The sequence below is a fragment of the Streptomyces sp. RerS4 genome (genome assembly GCF_023515955.1).
GTDB lineage: Bacteria > Actinomycetota > Actinomycetes > Streptomycetales > Streptomycetaceae > Streptomyces.
The window spans coordinates 7,264,093-7,286,949 of sequence record NZ_CP097322.1 but is presented as its reverse complement, the minus strand read 5'-3'; the positions used below and the strand labels follow the sequence as shown (position 1 = coordinate 7,286,949).

Genomic DNA, 22,857 nt, shown 5'->3' with positions numbered 1-22,857 from the left:
ACCGGTGGATCACGGGGCCCACCAGCAATACAGCCGTTGGTCGGAAGCCCGAGCGCGCTCAGCCAGTCCGGCCAGGTTCTTCAGAACAGCGGCCGTATCCTCGACGCTGATCCCCATCTGCCGGAGTTCATCGGTCATCGACCACGGCTCGGCAAAGCGAACGAGGTCGTCCCGCGTCGCCGTGGCGAGGGCATCGATCAGCGTGTCCGACAAGCTGACCACGAACGGCGGGCCGTCCTCCGGCTCCGACAGCAGTTGTCCGGACCGCGGGCGCTCGCCGGCCTCCTCATGGCTGCAACCGGTCATGATGGCTTCGAGTTGGGCGATCGCGACGACCGGATCGATGTTCTTGAGGAGGACCACGTCGAGTTCCGCCTGCCCCGGGCCTCCCGGAGTCCGGAGGACCGCGACGGCGGTTTGATCGTCAGCGGCCGAGAAATAGTCACACAGCGGCATGCCGCCGAGTCTGGCATGCACGGCTGACAGTCCTGCCGGCACCGCCAGGGCAGTCGACGACCGACGACACCGGGCCGTCGGGGTACATGGCCAACGCTGTCCACGAGGCAGAGGTTGAAGGTGGCAGCGCAGATGGTGGCCGACATCGCCCCCGCCGGCACCGTCATGGTAGCCCTCGCAGAGCCGGCAGCCGGTGCTCTGCTGATCGTCCTCATGGTTCAGAAGGACAGCGCGGTCTGGTTCACCCGCCCACGCCACTGACCGCATCAGAGGCGAGGCCGCAATCGGCGGCATCCCTGTGCCACTCACCATGAGCCACCGTGGATCGGGGTTCAGGCTCCCGATGTGATGCTGTGGCGGGTGCGGTAGAGCAGTTCCAACGCCGTGTTCTCGGCGGCGCGGTCCGTGCCCAGGAGGCGGTTGCAGTGGAGGTGCACGTAGCTGTGGCACAGCTCGGGCAGCGTCTTGCCGAGTTGCCGACGGCGTTTCAGATCGGCGAGCCGGTCGGCGACGTCCGCCAGGTGGGGTCGCCGCCGGCTGAGGACGTCGCCGATGGGACGAGGAGGCGGGCTGCGCAGCAGGTCACAGAATTCCGCCTTGCGGGTGCGGTACTCCGCACCTGCGAGCCGGCGCTGGGGAGTCTCCCGGTGGTAGAAGCGGACCCTCTCGGCTTCGCTCAGGCCGAGCCCGGTCAGCAGGTCGTCGATGGTGAGCAGGGCCAGGCCCGTCCTGTCGAGCTGAGACTGACCGGCGTGGTCGAGGGAGAGCAGGTCGAGAACGGCGGAACTGTCGGCGGAGTACAGCTGCTCCGTGACGTCCATCCCTATGAGGCCGCCGTAGCGTTCGATCTCACGATCGTAGACGTCGAAGGTGAACCGCGAGACGTGGCCGTCGGCGAGGAGGCCGCCGGCCCAGTCGCTGAGTGCGGGGACGAGCACGGAGGGGTTTCCGCGCAGGCGTAGCCGCAGGTGGGGCTCGGGGTCTCCGTAGCGCAGGAAGAACCGTCGGTCGCAATGGCGGTCCAGGGAGCGGACGACCTCGCGGATGCCGTCGACGAGCAGGGATTCCTCCTCCTGCCGGTCGCCGTAGAGCTTGACGTAGGTCCAGTCGCTGCCCGGGGGGCGCAACCGGTCCGCCCTCGCCACCCGGGCGCCGGCTTTGCCGGGGGGAACGGACGGCGGAACAGGGGTGTTGCGGGTCATGGACACCACGAGTTCGACGGTGTGGCGCCCGTTCGGCCCACTGACCCAGGCGTCGGCGAGGCCGGGAAGGGCTTCCTGGAGGACCACGCTGCCGCCGGGCCGCAGACGGGTGAGGGCTCGCCTTATCTCGTTGGTGTGCGCATGCGCGGTGGAGTCGATGAGGAGCCGGTGGTCCGCGGCTGCGTCGCTGCTCGTGAGGTACGTGTAGCGGGGCACTCGCCATCGGCGGCGCCAGGCGTCGAACGCGGCCGGGAACCGGTCCGGCGGCCCGGCCATCTCGTGCGCCGTGGCGTGGTCGATGCGCCACTGGGCCAGGCGCAGGACGACCCGGTCGGAGGCGACTCGGGGCAGGTAGGGGAAGTCGCGGGCCGGGCCCCAGTCGAAGCCGACGATCTGGGCGGTGCCGTCGCGGCTCACCTCGGCGAGGAAGCGGCAGACGGCGGGGGCCCGGCTGTTGTTGAGCATGTGTCCCGAGCAGACGCTGACCTCTCGGAGTTCCCCCGTGCCGTCGTCCCAGACGAGTACGAACCTGCCGTTCGTGACACGGACCGCGAGTTGGTCGAGAGGGATGGAGCGGGCAGGTCCGTCCTCCGCGCTGGTGCGGATGCCGACCTCGTGGTCGCGGATCGCGGGCCTGACGACGACGTTGGCCGAGCGGGTCTTCTCAGGGAGGTACACCAGTTCGGCCAGGATGCGGCCGGCTTCAACGGACTGTTCGGCGTCGGCGATCGCACCGAGGGCGGGAACGGCGCCGGTGAGCATGCCCGCGAAGCGGCCGAGGTTGCGTCCGGCCGCTCCGGCACCGACGTTGGGACCGACGACCAGGTGGAAGTCGCCGGCGTCGACGGCGGCGGGTGACGCGGCGGAGACCATGGCGTAGAGGTCGAGCGAGGTGGGGAGCCGCTCGGGGTCCGCTTCCCAGAAGGCGAGTCGGTCGATGGTGTCCTGGTCGAGGTCGATGCCGTCGAGGTGGTCGTGGAGAGCACCGGTGGCGAGGCGGAGCAAGGTCTCGCTCCGGGCGGCCTTGGCGGGAAGGACCGGGGGGAGGAGGGAGGGTGAGCCGAGACCCGTGACGGGATCGAGGAGTTCGAGTACGGGCACTTCGCGGTCGGTGCCGTACCGGACCTCGAACGCACTCCTGTACGCGCTGATCTGCGGCAGACCGAAGGGGAACGGGGTGAGCCGCAGCAGCAGTTCGGCCGCTCGGACCGCTTCGTCGGCCACTTTGCGGGACACGTCGCAGGCCGCGAGGGGCAGAACGGTGTCGACCTGGAGGGGGGTGGCCGTTCCGAAGCCCGTGACGCGGCGGGCGTGGTCGGCGAGCGCCGGGAAGGCGGCGGCGCCGGCGCCGGCCGGCTGCCTCTCCCAGTCCCGGATCGCGGCCAGCAGTTCACCGAGGTCCGCCGCGGCGGTGCCGGCTGCCGGTATCCGGCCGAGGTGGTCGAGGACATGTCCCGCAGGATCGAGGTGGGTCAGCGGTGGGCGGAGGTCCGTCAGGAGGAACGCGTGCCGCCACAGCCGGTACAGCAGGTCGTGGACCTTGTCGGGAGTGGCTCCAGGGACGGCTTCCAAGAGGTCGGCGGCGAGGTCGGAGTAGGCCATGGGGGTGCGGGTGAGGGCGAGGGCGCGCGTGACGGCGCCGGTGGCGCGGAGGGTGACGTTCTCGCCGCCGTTCGCCCCGAGGACCGCTTCGACACCGCTCAATGTGATCCGCCCGGCGCGGTGCAGCACGGCCGGATTGGCGATGACCGTGGTCGCCTCCCGGATCTCGGTTCGCGATTCGAGGGCGGTGACGAAGTGCATGAGGGCGTGCATGTCGACACGGGCGTGGACGTCGGGAGGCCGATCAGCGAGGCGGACGTCGGTGACCGGGCCCCACCGCCCCAGGGCGACGCCGGCGTTCAGCCCGAAGGGCGTGGGCCGGGTGCTGAGGCGAATGAGGTAGCGCAGGATGCTCGACTCGAGACGCCGCCGGTCGCGTTCGGTGCGTGCGGGCCCCAGCAATGAGGTGGCGAGAGGCAGCGAGGACACGACGACGGCACGCCGCGCGTGCTCGTCGTCCCGGACGCGAGCGGTTGCGGGCGCGCGCCTGAGGTCCTCGGCCGCGGGGTAGTCCGTGACGGGGAGGATCGGGGTGCGGATCACGAAGTGGTCGAGACAGCGGTAGAGCCCCGATGCCCGGGGGCGGGCTCGTCGCCGAGTGCCGGGACCACGGGAGGCGTCGGCGCTCATGACAGCAGGAAGAACCGGTCCCAGGCGGGTGGTTCTGCGGAGACGGCGGAAAGAAGGGTGAGGGCGATCCCTGCGGCGCCTTCGAGGAGGCCGGACCGGTCCTCGCGGCTGCTGTCAGGCTCGACACTGCGATAGCCGAAGGGCGCCTGCGGCTGGTATTCGCCGAGCAGCTGGTCTACCAGTCGGCGTGCGCCGTCGCTGATCTCCTGATCTCCGGTGTCGACGGCGAATCGCAGGGTGACCTGAAGGAGCCCGGCGATGCCGTGGCAGAAGCCGGGGGAGTCGATGCGCCGCCGGGCGACGGGCCGCCGTAGTACGGTCCGCATGGCCGCGACGGCCGTACGGGTCAGGTCGGGGTCGCCGAGGGCGGTGCCGGCGAGCCAGAGGGCGCGCGCGACACCGGGGCTGCCGTAGCACCAGGCGTCGCGGGCCGCCGACGGTGCGGCGGAGTCCTCACCGAGGGGAACGACCGCCGGGTATGCCCCTCCTCGGGCGTCGTCGACCTGTTGTGAGGCGAGCCAGGACGCCGTACGACGGATCGCCTCGGTGTGCCCGGCGCCGATCGGGCCGTCGGCGTGGGCGAGGGCGAGCATGGCGAGGGGGCCGGTGATCCCGTGGGCGAGACCGCAGTTGGCGACCGCGGTTCGGTACCGATCGCGCAGGCTCTCGTCCGTGATGAGGGCGCGGGGGGTGTGCCAGGCGGGGACTCCGTCGACGATACGGGACAGATCCACGAGCCAGGCGAGCACGGTGTCGAGGGCGCGGTCCCGGGCCGGGCCGGACGGCCGGGAGTGGAGGTACGCGGCCACGCCAGTCCACCCCGACACGAGGTCGAACGTGCCGACGGCGAGGCCTTCCCCGGTGACAGCGGGAAGTCGTCGGGGAATCCGGGTGTACAGGCTCTCGTCGATGCCGCCGAGCAGGCTGCGGTACCGCTGTCCGCCGTGCGCCAGGTACGAGGTGGTGAAAGCCACTCCGGTGAGGCCGGCGAAGAGTCCCAGAGTGCCCACGGGGCTCGACGTGGTGCCGTCGACGGCGCGGCTGAGGTGATGGTGGGCCACGAGGTCCCAGCCCTCGCCGGGCAGGCACCGGTCGAGGTGTCCGCAGGCGAGGGCGAGGCCGCAAGCGCCTTGGGCGGTGCTGTGGGGCGTCCACCGCGGACGCCCCTGGCGCGGCGTGGTCCGGACCGCTCGCTCGACGCCGGCGGGGTCACGCAGCCGCGAGAGCACGTCCACGCAGATGGCGCGCACCGAGGCGACGGTCTGCGGATCGACGATGGCCGGCCGCCAGGCGGGCGGGGCCATCAGCCTTCCTGCGGGGTGTGCTCGTCCGGGGCGTGCTCGACGATGCGGCGGATGACATGCTCACCGGCGACCCGGCGGGTGACCCCGTCGGCCCGGACCTGACTGACTTCCAGGACGTAGTGATCCTCGTAGAGACTGCGGTCGCACTCCGAGGTGCAGGAGCCGCAGGTCTCACAGGTTTCGGTCTCGTTGGGGGTGTCGAATACGGGGCAACTGCCCGCACAGGTACTGGCACAGCTGTTCGTGCATTCATCGCCGCAGGTGCTGGCGCAGCTGTGGGTGTCCTCGATGACGAACTTGTCGACTTCCCGTGTCGTCATCTTCACGCGGATGTCCAGGTCGAACTGGTCATCGCTGTACACAACGTGTGCTTGCTCGTCTTCCATGGCTCAACCCTCGGCAGGAGCAATGCCTCTACTTCCACGATGGCACCTCAGGTGAAGGCCGCAACCCGGGGCAACAGGCAGAAGCCTTGCTGTCTCGGGCCGAGCTGTAGGCGTGAGCCTTGGGATCAAGCAGCCTGAATCAGGACGGCCATAGCTGGTGAGCGCGCCCCGAAACGGAGCGGCGGGCCCGGCAAAGCCGAGCCCGCCGCCCCCTGCGGGGACTGGTCAGGCGGTCGCGATGAGGTCGAGGGCGGGGTGCGACGGTGCCGGTGATGAACCGGCGGAACGCGGTGAGCTTCTCGTTTGATCACGGTTCGTTCGTAGGCTTCCAGGGCGGCTCATTCGGCTTCGGGCTGGTAGCCGTCGGCCCTGGTCCAGATCAGGGGCGGCCAGTTGTCGGGGGCGATGATGTCGCGCAGGCAGGCGAGGCCGGCCCGTACTTGGCTGGGTGAGAGCTCGCCGGCCGCGACGATCTGGTGGTATGCGAAATTTTCGCCCATAGAGTTCGAGAGATGGACATGAAACTCGCGAATTTGATCATCGAACTTATTCGGGAAAATGTGAAGGCGCATTTCGACGACTTGGGCCTATGGCCCCTACCGCGGATCTACGCACCGGCCGGCAGTGAGCGGGTCGCGGCACTCGAAGAGAAGGCGGGGCAGCCGCTCGAAGAGCACTACCGCCGCTTCCTCGCACTTACGGACGGGCTGGACGGCTTCCACTTGTCGATGCCGATCTTCGGGTGCCACGACTGGAGCGATGGCGGTCGTGCCGCCGATGCTCTCCGTTTCCGGGAGATCCTCCTGGAAGACGACGCGTTGGCGGACGTGGGACTCCCGGAAGGTACGAGCCTGTTTCCAGTCTCGATCAATGATGATCGTTCCCAGGACATCTTCATGATCGACGCAGGTCCTGGCGTCCCGGAGCGCTTCTGGTGGGTTGGGGGTGGCAAGACCAGCTGTTCGGGACATTCACGGACATCCTCTCCTACGTAGTGGATCGCGCCAGCTATTCACCGAGAGCGGAGGTCTCCTGATCCTCGTGTGGCGCGAAGGCCGTTGGGACGATCCGGCGGCCTTTCGCATTTGGAGGACGAACCCGACCTGCTCTTCGCCGCAGCGCACCTGTACGCGTGGCGGAGGAGTCGCCAGGACTTGAGGGTGGCGACGGCGGGTTCGACCAAGGCCCGGATCTTCGCGTGCGACCGGTTCGCAGCCTTCTGGCCTGCCGAGAGGTTCTCCCACCGTCCCCAGCACGGGATGCGGACCGTTCCGCCGGCACCTCGGTAGCCCTTGTCGGCCCAGTACCGCATGCCAGCTTCGGCGAGCGCGTCGAGGATGCCGTGTTCGCGGGCCGCGTGGAGGTCGTGGACGGCTCCGGGCAGGGCCGGTGAGGCCCATAGCAGCCGGCCGAAGGGATCGGCGATGACCTGCACGTTCATCCCGTGCTTTTTGTGTTTCCGGAGTAGAACGGCCGGTCCGCGGCAATGCGGTCGATGGGCAGGAGCGTGCCGTCCAGGATCAGATACGCCTTCGCCGAAGCGGTCCGCACCGCGTCGGCCAGGCTCGGGGCGAGAGCGGCCAGGAGCTCGACCGCTTCGGAGACATAGCGGAAGGCCGTCGTGATGCCGACACCGAATCCGGCCGCGAGCTGGGCGTACGTGTGTCCCACCCGCAGATGGGCGAGGGTGAGCAGGGCCTGACGGCCGGCGCTCAGGCGCCGCCACCGAGAGCCAATCGTGCGGCGGTGGCGCCGCAACTGCTGAGTGAGGAAGCGGAGGGCGGAACTGGACACGTCGACGCCCGACGGGTAGACAAGCACGTAAAGCCTCTGGTGGAGCCGGTTCTCTTGGTCGAAAACCCATCTACCAGGGGTTTTACCCTGCTGTCAGCCCAACGGCGTACTGCTGATGCAGGTCGAAAAGACTCAATGTCAGTGCCGTGCTGTTCACTTGGCCGCATGGACGCCCCAGCTCTGCGCACCCGTCTGAACGACGCCTGGCGCGCGCCCGAACTGCACTGCCCACTGCCCACTCATGGGGCAGGGCATGTCTGTGTGCCCAGCGACGCGGAGGATCTGGCCGAGCTGGAGCGCGTCGCTGCGGACGTGATCGACGGGGCGAGTCTGCCCGTACGCGCGTGGGTCGTCGGGGGTACGGCCGCAGGGGTGCCCGACGGTCCGCCGGTGGGCGGGGAGGGCGGGCTCCCCATCGGCGGGGAGGGCGGGCTGCTGGAGCTGCGCGGGTGGGTGCTGGCCGAGCACTGGTTCGGATACGGCGTGACGGCCACCGCCGATGGCCCGCGCCGCATCGTGATCCTCGCCCAGCGCGCGTTCACCCCTTCGCCCGGTGTCGGGTGGGTGGCGTTGCTGCGGGAGACCACCGGGTGGACGGAGCCCGATCGGTGCGGCGTCGACTGGGCCGCGACGGAGGCCGCGCTGGGCACCGCGCTGCCCGGTGACTACAAGGACATCGTCGACGCCTTCGGCCCGGGCAGCTTCGACGAGTACCTGGACTTGCTGGTGCCGGGTGCGCTGGGCACGGATCTGGTCTCCTGGGGCCAGGACATGGCGCGGTACGCCGACCTGTACCGGCCGTACCCGGTCCACCCCGCGCCCGGCGGCGTGCTCACATGGGGGATCTCCGAGCAGGAGCTGACCTTCCACTGGCTGACCGGACCGGCCGTTCCCGACGACTGGCCGGTTCTAGTGCAGTACCTGGGCGGTGAGTGGCAGCGCTTCGACTGCGGCACCGGTGAATTCGTGCTGCGCCTGCTCACCGACCGCACCCCGCCGTTCGGCTTCCCGCCCTCCGCCGGACCGTTCCCCCACTGGTTCGCTTCATGGGAGCTGCCGGAACGCTGAGCCCTTTCTAACCCGGCTCTCAGCGCCGCTGACCATGCTCGGCGAAGTGTCTGGGCCGCGGGGACCGACTGCGGATCTGCTCGTCATGCCTCGCTACAGATCGGTGCGTTCAGTCGTCAACAGGGCGATGAGCAGCACAGGTATGAAGTTGGAAAAGGCTCACTGACACGGAAGCGGTGCTTCTTATCCATGGCGGGTATATCAGTTGGAAGGCTGGGGTCTATGGAGGCCTTTCTGACCGGCCGTTGATGTAGTGCTCGGTCACGCTTTTGACTACGGTGTGTTCAGGTTGGTTGACCGGTGGGCGTGACGGCCGTGTTTGTTGCGGCTGGTCGATGGCGTTCTGTCGGGAGCGGTGTCCTGGGGTTTTCTCGGGTTGGGTGCGTTTTCCAGGTCCGGGCTGCTGACGTTCTCAATCGACCCGTGCTTTACGGAGGTTGCGTCTACCGGTGGACGCGGTCTTCATACGAGCGTGAGTTGGGGCGCTGGTGTGAATGGGACCGTCCCGCTCCTGAGCTCACTCCTCCGGCTCGGCTGCCACGATGCCCAGCAGCCCGGGAAACCGCCGCTCGATGTCTGCTCGGCGCAGGCTGGCCATCCGGCTGTTGCCCCGGTCCACCTGCCGGATCAACCCGGCCTCGCGCAGTGCACGGAAGTGGTGCGTCACGGTCGCCTTGGAGACCGGCAGCCCGAAGGAGCTGCACGTCCGCGCCGCGCCGTCGGATTCGGCTGCCAGCTCACGCACCACTCGGCGGCGCAGCGGATCTGCCAGCGCGGAGAGTACCGGGCCGAGCTCGATCTCCTCAACGCTCGGGTGGCCTTCACCGTCGGGCATTCGGAACACCTCCCTTCAGGTATGGATTGCATCGTACCTACAGGTTCGATAGCGTCCGGCAGGTACGAGAATGATTGTACCTACGAGGGAAAGAACCCTGCATGGCCCAGGTCTTCGCACTTGTCGGCATCGCTCGCCCCAAACCGGAACGCGCCGAGGAGTTGAAGCAGCTCCTGCTCTCGTTCGTCGAGCCGACCCGGCAGGAGTCCGGCTGCCTTGAGTACCACTTCCACGAAGATCGCAAAGACCCTGACGTCTTCGTCTTCTACGAGGTCTGGCGCTCCCAGGCCGATCTCGACGCCCACCTCGCCCTCCCCCACATGCAAGCCTTCTGGGAGCGGCGCATGGACTACCTGGAGACCGACCTCGACGTCCGCTTTCTCGCCATGCACAGCCCCTATCAGTCGGCCTGCCGGACTGGAGCGTGGCCTCTGGCACCCCAGTGACGCCGCGCCGATCTTGAACGTCTCAACCGACCTCGTCCCTGCAGCACAGCCGGACGCATCCGGTCCGGCGCCGTTCCTAGCGTGATGACGTGAGAACCCGCCGGCACGGGAGATCCTGCGAGAATTCGCCGGCTGGATGCGACGGGACATGCGGCGACGGCTCGGCCGGATGTACGCCGCCGCTCGCAGTCTCGGTCCTGTCAAAGGCCCCCTTTGCCGCTCGCAGACTGACCGAGTCGATCGCGCACCGCGACCAGTCCAGCTCACCTCGCGCCCCGAGTTCGTCGAGGATCACACGGTAGAGCCGGGCCCAGACCCGGTCCCGGCTCCACTGGGCGAAGCGCCGGTAGACCGTCTGCCAGCTCGGGCCGAACACCGGCGGGAGCTGGCGCCAGGTGCAGCCCGAGGTTGCCACGAAGATGATCGCGGCCAGGGCCTCGCGGTGACCGGCCCGGCGCCTGCCGCCGCCCTGCGGACGTATCACCACCGTCGCCGGCACCACCCGCCGGAACAACACCCACAACTCGTCCGGCACCCACCGCTCAACCAGATCCGTCATGCACGGCTCAACGAACCATCACGCCATAAGAAACGACGTCTTAGACCGTGTCCTATGTGGTGAGGCGTCGTTGATGTCGGTATGGGGCGGGGTACTTGGAGTTGGATAGTTCCGTACGGGCTGTGGGAGATCGCGGAGCCGCTGATCCCGCCGTCCAAGGTGCGGCCGCAGGGTGGCGGGACGCCGGATACGCCTGATGAGACGCTGTTCGCGGCGATCGTCTACGTGCTGGTCAGGGGGTGCGCCTGGCGGTCGCTGCCGCCGTGCTTCGGGATATCGAAGTCGACAGCCCACCGCAGGTTCCTGATCTGGTCGAGGGCCGGAGTATGGGGCCGGCTGCACGAGGAGATCCTGCACCGCTTGGACGACGCCGGCCTCCTCGATCTCTCCCGTGCCGTCCTGGACTCCGCCCACGTGAGGGCCAAAAAGGGGGCGAACTCACAGCTCCGAGCCCCGTGGACCGAGGCAAGCCGGGCTCCAAGATGCACGTCCTGTCGGATGCGAACGGACTGCCCCTCCTCGTCGGCGTCAGCGCGGCCAACACCCACGACAGCCTCGCGCTGAAGCCCATGGTCACAGGTCACCAAACGAGACACGACCCCCACCGCGGCCGCCACTTCAAACCCCAACGCCTCCACGCAGACAAGGCCTACGACGTTCCCCACCTGCGGAAATGGCTACGCGGCAAACGCATCGGGGTCCGCATCGCACGCAAGGGCATCGAGTCATCAGAGCGACTCGGACGCCGCCGGTGGGTGATTGAGCGAACGATGTCCTGGCTGACCGGCTACCGCCGGCTCAACCACCGCTACGAACGCCACCCCCGCAACTACCTGGCATTCCTCGGCCTCGCCGCAGCCATGTGCTGCTACAAACGCCTCCTCCGCCTCACCACATAGGACACGGTCTAAACGCTCTTTCAGGGGTTCTCGTGGAGGTGCTGGGCGGCCTTCAGGGCCGCGCGGCGGACCGCCGGGGGGTAGCCGAGACGATCGGCGGCCTCCTCGGCGTCCAGGCCCTCGGCGAGCATCAGCTCGGCGATGCGCTCGGCGCGTGCTCGCACCAGTGCCTTCTGCGCGGTGGGAGTCGAGACTCCGAGGACGTCGACCACGCGGGCCGCCGTCACAGCGGGGTCTTCGTCGAGAAGTTCGTCGATACGGGCTGGCAAGAGGTCCCGGGGGACCATGTCACCCGATCCCCGCGGACGGCCCACCACACCGCTCACCGCCCCGCGGCCGGCGCCGTAGGCGCGCACGGCCGCCCGCGGCCAGTGCTCCACCCCGCCGACCACCACCGTGTGCTCGCTCAACCGAGGATCGGTCTTGTAGGCGTCGACGCTGCGCGCCTGTACCCCCAACACCACAGCGGCCTCCCGCCGGTCGAGGAGATCCCTGTCGTCCTCCACCTCCGGCAAGGCCGGCCGGGGCATTCCGTCGCGATACGCCTCCACCTGCTCCAGATCCCACAACAACACCTGAGACCCCTCCGACGAGACCGGCGTCGGAAACCCTTCCGCGACGTAGGGCCGGATCTTCCGGAAAGTCGTCCACCTCATCCCCAATACCCGCGCCAACTCCTCACGCCCCACACCCGTTCGTCCCGCCCGAATCACGACCCCGACCTCCCGATCGAAACAACACACGAACACCAGAGCCGACTCCCACACGCAACCGACAAGAAAAACCTACCGCGACTAAGACACCTGGATGGGTTCGCCGATGGCGAGCACACGGCGGCCACCCGCCCAGCGGAATCGGGGCGCCGGCCACATTCGCCTCGGCTGGTGAGCCAGGGAAACTTCCGAACCAGCTGTACGAAAAGGCGGCCGCGGTGGGGATCCCGGGCCGCTCGTCCATGAACCACGATCAGCTCGCCGACGCCCTCGCCCACACCGGCCGCGACCGGCGTAAGGCCTGACCGCCCTGTGGTGGGAGGGTCCTGCACGGGCACAGTGGTGGTCAGGCCACCGTGACGCGCAGGACGTACCGCTCGCCCGTGCTGATCGCCTCAGCCTGTTCTCGGAGGTCCGCGTCCGTGAAGGCGAGCAGCGCCTCGTCGGCGGCCCGGCGCAGCAGCGGGAGGATCTCGGCGACGGGCCGGCCGCGGCGCGTTTCGGCGAGCTCGACGAAGGCCCGCTGGTAGGGGGCTCCGTACGTGCTCGCGCTGTCGGCCAGCAGCCGGTCAAGGTGCTGCCTGTCGACGCTGATCTCACCCATGGGCTGCTCCTTCGGTCCTGCGGGGACCCATCCGGTCCAGCCCCTCGCCTTCGACGCTACGAGGCCGGTCTGACATCAGCCCCAGCACCGGCACGGGACGTGTCCCGGCGATGAGGTCCTGGAGGAGCTCGCGGGTGGGCGGCGGGATCAGCCCCTCGTAGCGCCGACCCGTTTCCGGCGGGGAGCCGGCTGCCGGCCGAACCCGGGATGTCGTTCACGACAGCGTCCAAGCGACCGGCATTGACGGCAGCGGCTGGGCGGTGACGGCATCGGCTTCGGTCACCGGCTCGAACGACACCCCAACTCGCGGGAGCCGTCGCCGGCGGTCAGGTGTGGAAGTCGTTGCGGGCAAGCAGGGTGAACTCCGTCGCCGAGATTTCCTTCTGGACGTCCACGCTGGGGGCGGTCCGCTGACCTCTGGGACTCTCAGCGCTTTGGCTTCGGCGGCGGGGAAGTCCTCGCGGGCCAGGCCGAGGGTGACGTGGGGCCAGAACCCGGCCTCGGCCAAGTTGCATCGACGCGACACGACACGAACACTGTAAGCGATCGGATAGTCGCTATGCGTTAGCATTCTTTGGGCGACTCCAGCGAAGCGGAGGCAACAATGTACGAACGGACCCGCCAGTCGGAACACGCGGACGCACCGGTCGAAAGCGAGGACATCAAGGCGTTCACCGAGCGCCTGTCGGAGTGGAGCGAATCCCTCCCTGCCGCGGAGCAGGCCCTCGCAGAGGTCCTGCTGCAGTACACCCGGGACCTGCAGCCCGGCGACGTCCGCCGCAGACAGCTGATCGCCAGTCTCGACGAGGCGACCCGTTCCGCCATCGAATCCGTCCGCGAGCAGTGGAAGCAAACGGCCCGCGGGCCCGTCGCATGGGTGCGAACCGAGCACAGCTGGGAGAAGGCCAACCCGCGTGTGGGCGGAGGAGCCATCGAGGAGTACGAGATCGTGCAGTGGGCTTACGTCCGCCCCGAGAAGTGGACCCCGCCCTATGCATGACGACCTCGGCGTCCGTGCGGCAGACGACGCATCCGCAGGCGACGGCTTCGCCGTTTCGCTGGAGCGGTTCGCCTCCGCACTCTCCCCGTCCGAGCACTCCATCCTCGTCGCGGCGCTCAACGTCGCGACCGAGCCGTGGAAGCGCATGGCCGCACGGCCGGTGGAGGAGCTTCTGGAGCCCGCGGAAGCACAGCTGCTGGACCATCTGGTAAAGCCGCCCCCCGTGAAGGAGCGTTAGTGGGCCGCTATCTCGGGCTGATCGTCAAGGCGACACGGTTGTGCAACCTGCGCTGCACGTACTGCCACGACTGGCGGAGTGGGCCCGGCCAGACGATGGGCTTCCCCGTCCTGGCACGGATGACCGCCAGCGCCCTGTCCGACCCGACGCACGACACGGTCGAGTTCATGTGGCACGGCGGTGAGCCGACCGTCCTGCCCCGCAAGTTCTACGAGCGTGCCCTCTACTTGCAGGCCCGCTTGCGCCGCCCCGGACAGACGGTCCACAACACCTTGCAGTCCAACGGCACACGGATCGACGGCGCCTGGGCGCAGTTCTTCCGCGAGTTCCGGTTCAGGGTCAGCGTCAGTCTGGACGGTCCGCCCGCGGTGCATGACCGCTACCGCCGCTACGCATCGGGACGCCCCTCCTTCGATGACGTACGCCGCGGACTTGACGCTCTGAGGGAGAACGGCGTACCGATCAGCGTGCTCATGGTCATCGACCGGGGAGCGCTCGAACTTGGACCGGACGCTGTCTTCGACTTCTTTGTGAAAGAGGGAATCACCCACTACGGCCTGCTCGCCGCCAAACCGACGAACCAGCCCGACGCACCGCCCGGAACACCGACGTCACCCTACGTGACACCGGCCGAGATGAACCGCTTCCTGCAGGCCTACTTCGACCGGTGGCTCGCCCACGGCGATCCGTCCATCCGTGTCAGGGAGTTCGACAGTCTGCTGAAGCGGCTCTCGGGCCGGGACGCAAGCGTGTGCACTCTTGCCGGTGACTGCTTCGGACGATACTACCTAGTGGAGCCGGACGGGCAGGTAGCGCACTGCGACCTGTTCGACGGGGACCCCGCCTACACGGTCGGCAGCGTCCTCTCCGACTCGTTCGCCGCGTTCCGTAACGGGCCGGCACTCGTCCCGCTGCGGACTTCAAACAAGCAGGCTCTCAGCGCCATGCGCGCATGTCCCGACTTCAACGTCTGCAACGGGTGGTGCCCGCACGAGCGGTACACCGCCTCCCGGCACGATCCCCAGCACACGGGCGACTGCTGCGGACTACGGGGCCTCATCGGCCACATGCGGAGCCGCCTCGACGTGTCCGTCGCGACGGCACCGTGAAGGTCCTGCTGGGGCCGGCGCACGAACTGCACGATGGAGTTCATGGCTCGCTGCTGGAGTCACCTCCTGCCGGGACAACGTACGTGCAGGCGCGGTACACGCTGCGCTTCCGCCCCGACCGCAGCGCGGGCCGGGCGTTCTCGCCACTGCACGACGCGGCAGTCGCCGAGTGGGTGCGGTTCGACGACCTGTCGGCCGATGTCGACGTCGTGCATTCTTCCCGTCTGCCTGTCGAGACGGCGCGGCCCTGGGTCGTCGACGCGGACTGCCTGCTGATGCCGCTCCAGGCCGGACGCTTCTATACCCTGGGCGCGGCATCCCGTGGTACCACGCTCGTTCCCGACGCCGAGGCGATGGCTCGCCGAGAGGCCGCCATGGCGGCCCGGTTCGCGAGCGGGCGCTGCGCCCGAATTCTCTTCCGCACGGAGTACGCGCGGCGGGCGTGCCTGGAGCACCTCGCCGCCCGCGGGCACCGATCGGAGGTCGTCGAGAAGCTGAGCGCCAAGTCCGAGGTGGTGTACCCGGCCATTCCGCCACTGCACGCGGTCAGGCGCTCCGAAGGCCCAGTGACTGTGCTCTACATGGGCAGGACCTGGCAGGACAAGGGCGCTCCCGTCGCGGTCGAGGTGTTCAGCCGCCTGCGGGCGCGCCACGGCGAAGCAGTGCGGCTGGTCTTTCTCGGACCCTGCCCGACGCCCGCCGCCTCCCAGCTGCTCGCGGCGGGCGTGGAACTCGTGGCGCCCCTGCCCAGGTCGGCTTACCTGGAGCAGCTCCGCCGGGCGGACATCTTCCTCTCCCCCACCTCATTCGAGAGCTTTGGCATGGGCCTGGTCGAGGCAGCCGCCGCCGGTCTGGCCGTCGTCTGTTCGACTGGGCCGGGCATGGAGCACATCGACGAGCTGTTCACGCCCGGCAACAACGCTCTGTTCGTCTCCAACGCCGAGCCGACGGCTCAGCGGACCGCTGCGTTCACTGCAGCAGTGTCAGGGCTGATCGACGACGCCTCACTGCGCCGCCGCCTCGCCGTGAACAACCGTGCGCTCACGACCTCCGGGAAGCTGTCGCTTCGGCAGCGCGACGAACGACTCGGCACCGCGTACGCGCACGCGTACGCCGCAAGGTTCGTCGTCGACTCCGCCGATCCGGCCGACGACCGCGACGCTTGTGCGGAAGGGAACCGGCGGATCAGGGACTGGGCGGACGATGTCTGCCATTGGGCAGGACAGCACTGCACCGCTCGTATCGGTGGCCGCGTCATCGTCAGGCACGACCCGCCCGCGCAGCGTCCGGCCCGCGAAGTCAGTGGGGGGACGGCTGCGCCGCGGCGCCGAACCCAGTGAAGTTGATCAGGTCCGCCATGCTGAACTCACCCGGCTTGACACCACACAGCACCGGTTTCCAACCGGGCGCAGCGGACAGGTACGAGAACGGGTCGGCGGACAGCATTCCGAGGAAGACCTCCGAGACGATCCGGGAGCCGACAGTACCCAGCGTGCGACCGCCGTCCCGCAACTCTGCCTCACGCAGGACGTAATACCACAACGGCGCAGGCCCCTTGCCGGGAAGGTCCAAGTCCTCGTCGTCAAGCGGTTGGGCACCGATGGCCAGCGCGACCTGTTGCCCGGAGGGCAGCCCCAGTCTTGCGCCGCGGGTGAGGTTGCGCCGCGCCAGGTCGGCCGTCGCGCCTCCGGCGAGTTCGGGCGGCAGGTCCAGAAGCGGCGGTGACAGGTACCGGTCGATCCTACGGGCATACTGGAGGTCGGCAGAGTCGCCCAGATGGAAGAACCGCCTCCACTCGACCTGCCAGTTCGCCGGCAGCCGGCGGAAGCCGCCGAGGTGCCGCATTTCGTTGCGCGGCTGGCTCACCGACTCTGGTGTGAAGACCGGGAGCGGGCCCACTCTGGAATTGAGCGTGTATGCCGGCCGGACCATGGAGTGGCCGAAGCGGTATGCCGCAACGGCGAACTCGATCGGCATGAAGATCTGGTGCCGCCATGCGAAGAAACGGAGTGTGACCTGTTCGACCGCTTCGCCCTGCGGGATGAGGGACTCGTGGCGCAGCACGTCCTTGTATGTGGTCGCGTCGACGATCTGTTTGAGGAAGTCGTGGACCACGATCCACTGGTAGTGCCATCGGACGAGCCGCTGCGCGCAATCGAAGATCCCTTCACCAGCGCTGCGATGCCTCTCGTACGCAGCCGCATGATCGGCTGTCAGCCAGTCACACACCTTGTTGTGGAACAACATGAAGGTGAGCTGCAACTGACTGACGATAACGTTCTCGTCGTTGCGGGGATCACCGATCAGCGCCACACCGCGGGAGTCCCGCGGCAGGTCCACCTCTCCTCTGGCCTCGCCCTTCGCCTTCCCGATCACAAAGCGGTGTCCCTCAGCGCCGTGCGCCATCTCGTAGAGGTAGGGCTGATCCGCCGGTCCGCGCCCGTAGACGGAGTCCAGGTCGAAGCGCGGAGTGCGGAAGTTGACCAGCGCGTCGGGATCGTTCCGCCGTTGGAGGCTGGACGTGGGGTCGAACGTGAGGTCGTGGTCGATGAACTGGCCGAGGTAGGTGTATCCGGCCGGGATCTTGCCGTCCAGCGCGGCGCCCACGGGCTCCCTCATGAGCCGTGCAATGGCGTCGATGCGCGCGTCGTCCGGAATGTAGGGGTCGAGACGCCGGAACATCCGGCCGTAGAAGCCGAACGAAAGGCTGGATTCCGGTACGTAGCCCAGGCCCCGCCTTACACGCGCGTGGTTACGGATGGAAGAGGCGGGCAGCCCCAGGGAGTGTCCCCCGCCAGCCATGTCAACCGTCATCTGCCCAGGGTCGCCAACGCGCCCTTCCCTCGGTTCCTGAGCCGATCCGCCACGCTCGCCGGGCATGTGCGCCTGCCTTTCCCATGGAGGTCGTCCGAGACTACTGCGCCTGCACTGGCGCAGGGGGACACACAGGCCAACCCTCGCTCACCGTCATCCGGTCAGCCGCGGCCCGGCAGATCGACACGGGTGTGGAGCCCGTTCCGGGGATGACGCCGAGGTGAGGCCAAAAGCCGCCTACAGTTGATCTTGGAGCCTACTCTGCGCTCGCCGGCGGTTGCGGCCTCGCCAACTGAGCAGGGCCGGTCGGTCGATAGACGACGACGGGGCAGAACGCGCACGCGTCCCGGCCGTTCTGGGCGAACCATCGGCATTCCGCCCGGATGGCGCAGCGGGGTAGTTCGGTTGCCGGGACGATCCCCCTTTTATGCGCTGCGTCCACCAGTCGGCCGATAAGTCCACACTGCTTGCCGCTCCAGTGTTCACAGGAGTCCTGAACGCAGGTGTCGGCGAAACGGAACCGCGACTCGGGGCCGCCCAGACGACGGGCCGTGTCGGCGAACCCCTCGTCCACGGGGACAGCAGGGCGGAGATAGCCCAGACGGCCGTCTTCGCCAAGGAGTCCGATGACGACCGCACCTTCGTGGCAGGAGGAGCTCGGACATGCTCGCGCCGCCCTGGGAGCGCCGTCCTCCGATCGCTGTACGCCAGTCTGCGAGTCGGTCATTGGGGCGGTGCCGGACGCACATGGATGCCCTGGGTGCTTCCCCCACGGATCCCGGTGGCGGTGAAACCCTCGCTGAGCAGATCGACACTGGTGCCGGTCTGCAGCAGGTCCACCGATGCGAGCTCGCGCAGGACTGCCTTACGCACGGCGTCGTCGATCCGCTGGATTAGTTCGTCGGACAGCTCCAGCCCGTCGATCTCGACACGGAACTCTTTCCGCCTGTTTTCCGCAGACATGAGACTCCTTCGTGATCAGTTCACCGTGACTACCGCTGGCGGGCCCGGCCTGCCTGCGGCATCCTCGCCTGAGGCAACCCGGTGCAGCGGTCCAACGCCACTCGGGCGTGCCCGTTTGGGTGGTGTTGCCGTCATGGATCCGGCCGGAGGTGTTCTCGCCCCAGGCAGTCCCACAAGATGATCTTGCCAATTGCGGTCGGTCTCCCTACGGGTTCAAAAATAGGCACCAGAGGTCGTTTTCGGCTGTGCTGCCCGCGTATCGGTTGATTCTTGATACGCTGGGCTGTGGTGCGGGTGGGGTCATGAAGACCGCCGACGTCTGCGGGGCATGTGAGGTTGTGGACGGGACGGAGAACGACGTGTTCCTGTCTCATCCCAGGATGTCCGGTCTTCGTGGTGGTGTGCTTCCACTGCCGTTGCCGTGCGCCTGGGCGCACTCGGTTCGCGGCGGTACGTCGGAAGCATGGCGAAACGACGTCCGTATCCGAGTGATCTGTCCGATGCCCGCTGGGAGTTGATCGAGCCGGTCCTTGCCGCCTGGCGTTTCGAGCGCCGCGGCAGGCTTTGGACTTCGGCCGGCCGCCCGGGGCATGACCTGCGCGACATCATGGACGCGATCTTGTATGTGGACCGGACCGGGGTGCAGTGGCGCTACCTCCCGCACGACTTCCCGCACTGGAACACGGTCTACGGCTACTACGCCAAATGGGCGGACGAGGGCGTGTTCGCCCAGCTCAACGGCCTGCTCAGGCAGCTTCTGCGCGAGAAGGAAGGGCGAGAGGGCGAGCCGTCGGCCTGCGTGATCGACGCCCAGAGCGTGAAGACCTCCACCAGCGTTCCCGCTGCCGGCCAGGGCGTCGACGCGGGGAAGAAGATCGTCGGCAGGAAGCGGGCATCGTCACCGACACGCTCGGCCTTCTCCTCACGGTGCTGGTGACCGCGGCCGGCGTGCAGGATTCCATCGCCGGCGCCGCGCTGCTCGACCAGGTCGCGGCCGAGCACCCTCGCGTCCGCAAGGCGTGGGTCGACGGCGGCTACCGCCAGCACCTCGTCGAACACGCCGCGAGCCTCGGCATCGACATGGAGATCACCGCCCGCAAGCCCGGGACCAGGGGTTTCACCCCGATCACGAAGCGGTGGGCGGTCGAGCGGACCTACAGCTGGCTCATGCTCCACCGCCGCCTGGCCCGCGACTACGAGACCCTTCCCGCCCGCTCCGAAGCCGTGATCCACATCGCCATGACCGACCTCATGGCCCGCCGCCTCACCAGCGAGAACACCATCTCCTGGCGCGACCCGAAAACGGCCGCGAAACAGCCGATTTCAGGATGAAACATCGGGCGAAAACGACCTCTAAGACCGTGTCCTATGTGGTGAGGCGGAGGAGGCGTTTGTAGCAGCAGATGGCTGCGGCGAGGCCGAGGAATGCCAGGTAGTTGCGGGGGTGGCGTTCGTAGCGGTGGTTGAGCCGGCGGTAGCCGGTCAGCCAGGACATCGTTCGCTCAATCACCCACCGGCGGCGTCCGAGTCGCTCTGATGACTCGATGCCCTTGCGTGCGATGCGGACCTCGATGCGTTTGCCGCGTAGCCATTTCCGCAGGTGGGGAACGTCGTAGGCCTTGTCTGCGTGGAGGCGTTGGGGTTTGAAGTGGCGGCCGCGGTGGGGGTCGTGTCTCGTTGGGTGACCTGTGACCATGGGCTTCAGCGCGAGGCTGTCGTGGGTGTTGGCCGCGCTGACGCCGACGAGGAGGGGCAGTCCGTTCGCATCCGACAGGACGTGCATCTTGGAGCCCGGCTTGCCTCGGTCCACGGGGCTCGGACCTGTGAGTTCGCCCCCTTTTTGGCCCTCACGTGGGCGGAGTCCAGGACGGCACGGGAGAGATCGAGGAGGCCGGCGTCGTCCAAGCGGTGCAGGATCTCCTCGTGCAGCCGGCCCCATACTCCGGCCCTCGACCAGATCAGGAACCTGCGGTGGGCTGTCGACTTCGATATCCCGAAGCACGGCGGCAGCGACCGCCAGGCGCACCCCCTGACCAGCACGTAGACGATCGCCGCGAACAGCGTCTCATCAGGCGTATCCGGCGTCCCGCCACCCTGCGGCCGCACCTTGGACGGCGGGATCAGCGGCTCCGCGATCTCCCACAGCCCGTACGGAACTATCCAACTCCAAGTACCCCGCCCCATACCGACATCAACGACGCCTCACCACATAGGACACGGTCTAAGACGTCATCTCATTTGGTGAGGTGTCGTCGGATAAACGGTGCCGTTCCCAGGACGAGTGCGGCGAAGACGGTCAGTCGTTGAAGGCCAGGTTGGGCGGCGAGGTTGCTGTGCTGGATGCTGTAGACCGCATACCAGTTGGCGGCGAGGTCGGTTGCCATGATGGCGCAGGCGAGGTCGGTTCCTCGGCGTTTGCCCCTGATCAGGAACACGGCGGCGAGCGTGTCGAAGAGCGCCAGTGACGACCAGTAGAGGTTGAGCCAGCTCGGTGCCCAGTCGTAAGGGTGCAGACCGTGGCTGAGAAGGTCGGCTACATGCGCGAAAGCGCCGACGAAGAGCAGCACGGCCGCGATCACGCAGACCGATATGACCGCCCAGCGCGGAGTGTGGCGCATCCATCCGATCACGCTGTGGATCGTCCCATTTCCGGGCGTTGCCCGTCAGGCCGTCAGCCTGTGATAGCAGATGAGAGCGGCTGTGATCCCGGCGAAGGCCTGGAAGTGCTCGGCCTTGCGCTCGCAGCGGCGGTGCAGGCGGCGGAAGCCGCACATCACGGTTGCGGCAAGCCTTGGAACACTTCTCAGTATGGGAGAGCCAGTCGAGATCATGCCTTACGACCCTGCTTGGCCAGCCATGTTCGCCAGGTGGGGCACGTGCCTACGTGTCGCCCTCGGTGATGCTGCAGCTCGTATCGACCACATCGGGTCCACCTCGGTGCCAGGATTGGCGGCCAAGCCGGTGATTGACATCCAGATCTCAGTGGCATCGCTGGAAGCGACGGATGCATTCCTGCGCCCGCTGACAGAGTTGGGGCTCGTGTACCGGGCGGACAGTCCCGAACGGACCAAACGATACTTCCGGGAATCTCCAGGTCAGCGCCGGACCCACGTGCACGTGCGGCAACTGGGCAGCTTCTCACAGCAGTTCCCCCTTCTGTTTCGCGACTACCTCCGGTGCCACACGGCTGCCGCGAACGAGTACGCGGCAGCCAAGAAGCACTGCGCAGCCAAATTCCGCAACGACCGTCCCGGCTACGTCCAAGCAAAAGATGCCTTCGTATGGGACATCATCCGACGCGCTGACGCCTGGGCCCAGCACACCGGCTGGGCTCCCGGTACCAGTGACGCCTGACCAAGCCTTCCGATCACAGTAGAAGCCAAGGCCGTCGGAGTTACGAGACGACCCTTATGGCAGAAGTCGCCTCATTTGGTGAGTTGAGTCTGCGGTAGCAGATCAGGGTGCAGGCGATGCTGGTGAAGGCGAGGAAGTGCTCGGCCTTGCGTTCGTAGCGTCGGTGGAGTCGTCGGCAGCCGGCGAGCCAGGACATGGTTCGCTCGATGGTGCATCGGTGTCGTCCGAGTCGCTGGGAACTCTCGATGCCTTTGCGAGCGATGCGGTGTCGGATGCCTCGGCCTGAGAGCCATTGCCGCAGGTGGCGGTAGTCGTAGCCTTTGTCGGCGTGAAGCTTGCCGGGCTTGCGCCGGCGTCGGCCGCGGCATGAACGGATCGGGGGTATGCCCTTCACCAGCGGGATCAGGGCCTGACTGTCGTGGAGGTTGGCACCGGAGATCCCGACGGAGATGGGCAGACCGGTCCGCTCGGTGATCAGATGGATCTTCGCCCCGTACTTGCCCCGGTCGACAGGATTCGGACCCGTCAGCTCCCCCTTTTCATCGCCCGCATGCTGACCGAGTCGATCGCGCACCTCGACCAGTCCAGCTCACCCCGAGAGCCGAGCTCGTCGAGGACCAGGCGGTGCAGCTTGGCCCACACCCTGGCCTTCGACCACTCGGCGAACCGGCGGTGAGCCGTGGCTCGGGAAGGCCCGAATGATGCGGCAGGCAACTGCTGCCAGGTGCACCCGGAGGTGGCCACGAACACGATCGCCACCAGCACCTCCCGATCGCCATGCCGACGCCGGCCACCACCCTGAGGCCGCGAAGGAGCCTCCGGCACCACCCGCTGGAACAACTCCCACAGCTCATCCGGCACCAGCCGCTCAACGATCCCCG

22 protein-coding genes and 4 pseudogenes are annotated in these 22,857 nt (G+C 67.9%); 11 read left to right on the top strand and 15 right to left on the bottom strand.

Annotated features, from left to right (window positions below; genetic code table 11):
• Positions 1-9: 9 nt before the first annotated feature.
• Positions 10-477, bottom strand: coding sequence for a hypothetical protein (locus M4D82_RS32870; protein WP_249771303.1), 468 nt, complete (start codon positions 475-477; stop codon positions 10-12).
• 111 nt (positions 478-588) lie between these two features.
• Here M4D82_RS32870 and M4D82_RS34180 point away from each other — a divergent pair, with 111 nt between their 5' ends.
• Entirely contained in the window at positions 589-717 is a 129-nt protein-coding gene (locus tag M4D82_RS34180; RefSeq protein ID WP_283844532.1) for a hypothetical protein, read from the top strand.
• A gap of 71 nt (positions 718-788) precedes the next feature.
• Here the strand turns inward: M4D82_RS34180 and M4D82_RS32865 are convergent, their stop codons facing one another.
• The 4 genes and pseudogenes from M4D82_RS32865 to M4D82_RS32850 all read right to left on the bottom strand — a co-directional run.
• A complete protein-coding gene (locus M4D82_RS32865) occupies positions 789-3,890 on the bottom strand; it encodes a lantibiotic dehydratase (protein ID WP_249771301.1) in 3,102 nt (1,033 codons plus the stop codon).
• Entirely contained in the window at positions 3,887-5,194 is a 1,308-nt protein-coding gene (locus M4D82_RS32860; RefSeq protein ID WP_249771299.1) for a lanthionine synthetase C family protein, read from the bottom strand. Before M4D82_RS32860 ends, M4D82_RS32865 begins: the two co-directional genes overlap by 4 nt.
• Positions 5,194-5,580 carry a hypothetical protein gene (locus M4D82_RS32855; protein ID WP_249771297.1) on the bottom strand — a complete coding sequence of 129 codons (387 nt, stop codon included), beginning with the start codon at positions 5,578-5,580 and terminating at the stop codon, positions 5,194-5,196. Before M4D82_RS32855 ends, M4D82_RS32860 begins: the two co-directional genes overlap by 1 nt.
• 238 nt (positions 5,581-5,818) lie before the next feature.
• Positions 5,819-6,062, bottom strand: a pseudogene (locus M4D82_RS32850) (RacP protein); the annotation flags it as partial.
• A 30-nt stretch (positions 6,063-6,092) separates the two neighbouring features.
• Between M4D82_RS32850 and M4D82_RS32845 the strand changes: the two are divergent.
• Positions 6,093-6,575 carry an SMI1/KNR4 family protein gene (locus M4D82_RS32845; protein ID WP_249771295.1) on the top strand — a complete coding sequence of 161 codons (483 nt, stop codon included), beginning with the start codon at positions 6,093-6,095 and terminating at the stop codon, positions 6,573-6,575.
• Positions 6,576-6,592: 17 nt separating this feature from the next.
• Here M4D82_RS32845 and M4D82_RS32840 read toward each other — a convergent pair.
• A pseudogene (locus M4D82_RS32840) lies at positions 6,593-7,401 on the bottom strand (transposase family protein).
• Between the two features lie 138 nt (positions 7,402-7,539).
• Here M4D82_RS32840 and M4D82_RS32835 point away from each other — a divergent pair.
• The gene (locus M4D82_RS32835; RefSeq protein ID WP_249771293.1) at positions 7,540-8,442 is read left to right on the top strand and encodes a hypothetical protein; all 903 of its coding nucleotides are present in this window, start codon (positions 7,540-7,542) and stop codon (positions 8,440-8,442) included.
• Positions 8,443-8,959: 517 nt separating this feature from the next.
• Here M4D82_RS32835 and M4D82_RS32830 read toward each other — a convergent pair.
• The gene (locus M4D82_RS32830) at positions 8,960-9,277 is read right to left on the bottom strand and encodes an ArsR/SmtB family transcription factor (protein WP_249771291.1); all 318 of its coding nucleotides are present in this window, start codon (positions 9,275-9,277) and stop codon (positions 8,960-8,962) included.
• Positions 9,278-9,378: 101 nt separating this feature from the next.
• Here M4D82_RS32830 and M4D82_RS32825 point away from each other — a divergent pair, with 101 nt between their 5' ends.
• On the top strand, positions 9,379-9,723 hold the full coding sequence (locus M4D82_RS32825) for a putative quinol monooxygenase (RefSeq protein ID WP_249771289.1): 345 nt from the start codon (positions 9,379-9,381) through the stop codon (positions 9,721-9,723).
• Between the two features lie 208 nt (positions 9,724-9,931).
• Here M4D82_RS32825 and M4D82_RS32820 read toward each other — a convergent pair.
• Positions 9,932-10,282: pseudogene (locus M4D82_RS32820) on the bottom strand (transposase); the annotation flags it as partial.
• A gap of 81 nt (positions 10,283-10,363) precedes the next feature.
• On the opposite strand from M4D82_RS32820, the gene M4D82_RS32815 reads away from it, so the two are divergent.
• Positions 10,364-11,181 (top strand): IS5 family transposase gene (locus tag M4D82_RS32815; protein WP_249771287.1). Its coding sequence is split into 2 segments (ribosomal slippage): positions 10,364-10,706 and positions 10,706-11,181, totalling 819 coding nucleotides; the frame shifts between segments, so codons are not numbered across the junction.
• Between the two features lie 20 nt (positions 11,182-11,201).
• Here M4D82_RS32815 and M4D82_RS32810 read toward each other — a convergent pair.
• Complete coding sequence (locus tag M4D82_RS32810) at positions 11,202-11,756, bottom strand: hypothetical protein (RefSeq protein ID WP_249771285.1); 555 nt, start codon at positions 11,754-11,756, stop codon at positions 11,202-11,204.
• A 484-nt stretch (positions 11,757-12,240) separates the two neighbouring features.
• Positions 12,241-12,498, bottom strand: coding sequence for a hypothetical protein (locus tag M4D82_RS32805; protein ID WP_249771283.1), 258 nt, complete (start codon positions 12,496-12,498; stop codon positions 12,241-12,243).
• A 604-nt stretch (positions 12,499-13,102) separates the two neighbouring features.
• Here M4D82_RS32805 and M4D82_RS32800 point away from each other — a divergent pair.
• Genes M4D82_RS32800 through M4D82_RS32785 form a run of 4 tightly spaced genes read left to right on the top strand, consistent with a single transcriptional unit; the run spans position 13,103 to position 16,185 of the window.
• Positions 13,103-13,498: a hypothetical protein gene (locus M4D82_RS32800; RefSeq protein WP_249771281.1), complete on the top strand. Its 396-nt coding sequence runs from the start codon at positions 13,103-13,105 to the stop codon at positions 13,496-13,498.
• Positions 13,491-13,736: a hypothetical protein gene (locus M4D82_RS32795; protein ID WP_249771279.1), complete on the top strand. Its 246-nt coding sequence runs from the start codon at positions 13,491-13,493 to the stop codon at positions 13,734-13,736. Before M4D82_RS32800 ends, M4D82_RS32795 begins: the two co-directional genes overlap by 8 nt.
• Positions 13,634-14,845 carry a radical SAM/SPASM domain-containing protein gene (locus tag M4D82_RS32790; protein ID WP_349637109.1) on the top strand — a complete coding sequence of 404 codons (1,212 nt, stop codon included), beginning with the start codon at positions 13,634-13,636 and terminating at the stop codon, positions 14,843-14,845. The genes M4D82_RS32795 and M4D82_RS32790 overlap by 103 nt, the downstream gene beginning before the upstream one ends.
• Positions 14,842-16,185 (top strand): glycosyltransferase family 4 protein, encoded by a 1,344-nt coding sequence (locus M4D82_RS32785; RefSeq protein WP_249771275.1) that lies wholly within the window; start codon positions 14,842-14,844, stop codon positions 16,183-16,185. Before M4D82_RS32790 ends, M4D82_RS32785 begins: the two co-directional genes overlap by 4 nt.
• Here the strand turns inward: M4D82_RS32785 and M4D82_RS32780 are convergent.
• Both M4D82_RS32780 and M4D82_RS32775 read right to left on the bottom strand, forming a co-directional pair.
• The gene (locus M4D82_RS32780) at positions 16,145-17,659 is read right to left on the bottom strand and encodes a peroxidase family protein (protein ID WP_249771273.1); all 1,515 of its coding nucleotides are present in this window, start codon (positions 17,657-17,659) and stop codon (positions 16,145-16,147) included. The two genes, M4D82_RS32785 and M4D82_RS32780, sit on opposite strands and share 41 nt — an antisense overlap.
• Before the next feature lie 723 nt (positions 17,660-18,382).
• Positions 18,383-18,622 (bottom strand): hypothetical protein, encoded by a 240-nt coding sequence (locus M4D82_RS32775; protein ID WP_249771271.1) that lies wholly within the window; start codon positions 18,620-18,622, stop codon positions 18,383-18,385.
• Between the two features lie 463 nt (positions 18,623-19,085).
• Between M4D82_RS32775 and M4D82_RS32770 the strand changes: the two are divergent.
• A pseudogene (locus M4D82_RS32770) lies at positions 19,086-19,954 on the top strand (IS5 family transposase).
• Between the two features lie 34 nt (positions 19,955-19,988).
• On the opposite strand, the gene M4D82_RS32765 reads toward M4D82_RS32770, so the two are convergent.
• Positions 19,989-20,806, bottom strand: a protein-coding gene (locus M4D82_RS32765; RefSeq protein ID WP_249771269.1) for an IS5 family transposase whose coding sequence is annotated in 2 segments (ribosomal slippage) — positions 19,989-20,464 and positions 20,464-20,806 — 819 coding nt in all. Because the reading frame shifts where the segments join, the coding sequence is not laid out codon by codon here.
• A 50-nt stretch (positions 20,807-20,856) separates the two neighbouring features.
• Complete coding sequence (locus M4D82_RS32760) at positions 20,857-21,252, bottom strand: hypothetical protein (protein WP_249771267.1); 396 nt, start codon at positions 21,250-21,252, stop codon at positions 20,857-20,859.
• A 178-nt stretch (positions 21,253-21,430) separates the two neighbouring features.
• Here M4D82_RS32760 and M4D82_RS32750 point away from each other — a divergent pair, with 178 nt between their 5' ends.
• Positions 21,431-21,976 carry a GrpB family protein gene (locus tag M4D82_RS32750; RefSeq protein WP_249771265.1) on the top strand — a complete coding sequence of 182 codons (546 nt, stop codon included), beginning with the start codon at positions 21,431-21,433 and terminating at the stop codon, positions 21,974-21,976.
• Positions 21,977-22,016: 40 nt separating this feature from the next.
• Here the strand turns inward: M4D82_RS32750 and M4D82_RS32745 are convergent.
• Positions 22,017-22,852, bottom strand: a protein-coding gene (locus tag M4D82_RS32745) for an IS5 family transposase (RefSeq protein WP_249772348.1) whose coding sequence is annotated in 2 segments (ribosomal slippage) — positions 22,017-22,514 and positions 22,517-22,852 — 834 coding nt in all. Because the reading frame shifts where the segments join, the coding sequence is not laid out codon by codon here.
• Positions 22,853-22,857: the final 5 nt, after the last annotated feature.